This is a genomic window from Moorena sp. SIO3I6 (assembly GCF_010672095.1).
Map to the genome: position 1 here is coordinate 1 of NZ_JAAHHU010001600.1, position 1,142 is coordinate 1,142.

Below are 1,142 nucleotides of genomic sequence, written 5' to 3' on the forward strand. Positions count from 1 at the left end.
AGGCACAAGCAAAGGACGAATCAAGCCAGTTTGAATTAGCTCAAGAAGAGCCGACTAGTGATAGTCTAGTTTCTGTTGATGAGGGATTAGCAGAGCTACCAGAAGGTTATGGTGAAAGCCGGATTGTCCTAATGCCTCGTGATCCACATTGGTCTTATGCTTATTGGGAGATTCCGAATGAACATAAAAAAGAACTGCGCTCTCAGGGAGGTCAACAACTCGCTCTAAGGCTCTATGATGTTACTGCAATCAAACTGGATGATCAAAGTCCCCATAGTATCCAAGAATATCCGTGTGATGAGCTAGCGCGAGAATGGTATCTACCCATGCCAGTTAGCGATCGCGACTATGTAGTTGAGATTGGTTATCGCTGTGAAGATGGTCAATGGCTAGTTCTGGCCCGTTCAGCACCTATCCATGCCCCCCCAGCCTATCCCTCTAAATGGATGGAAGACCAATTCATCACGGTCAACTGGAATGATAATTTACAGGGTAAGACTGTCCTAAAACTTCTGCCACCTAGCCAAACAGCTAATGGGAGTAGCTCGGAAATGCCTAATCCCCCTATCTATGGCGAAATCTTTGGCATAACTCAATCTGGGGAATCTCAGGCAGTAGCTGGTTCTGTTTATAGTTCTATGCAGCAAGTTCCAAGGTCAGCAATAACTTCCAATGCTTTCCCTTCGGGTATTCGTAAGTGGGTTTCTCCAAACATGTCGGGAGCTGGTTTGAGGGATTATGCTCCCCCTGCTCCTTCTCCGGAATTGTTGTTACTGGCAGATGCGGAGCTAATTATCCATGGTACCACTGATCCTGATGCTTCCGTTACTATTGATGGACTTCCGGTCAAGATTAACCCAGACGGTACCTTCCGCTTCCAGATGTCTTTGCAGGATGCTCTGATTGACTACCCAATCATGGCAGTGTCAGCGGATGGCAAGCAAACTCGCTCAATTAATATGAAGTTCATCCGCGAGACGCCATCATGTCATACTGATATGGTGTTCAATTGAACACAATGATTGAGTGCAGTCCCCACCCATAATTTTCACTGATATTTTATAAGTTGGGTGGGGTAAGTCAAATCAGCTTTTGCATCGCGAAGCGTCAGCTTCTATGGTAGGATCCCATTGGTATGGCAA

General features: G+C 46.1%; 1 protein-coding gene. It reads left to right on the top strand.

All coding sequences use genetic code 11. The features are described 5' to 3' along the window. Positions 1 to 1,013: DUF4912 domain-containing protein (locus tag F6K49_RS51540; RefSeq protein WP_293110732.1), on the top strand; the 1,013-nt coding region annotated here is incomplete at its 5' end. Positions 1,014 to 1,142: the final 129 nt, after the last annotated feature.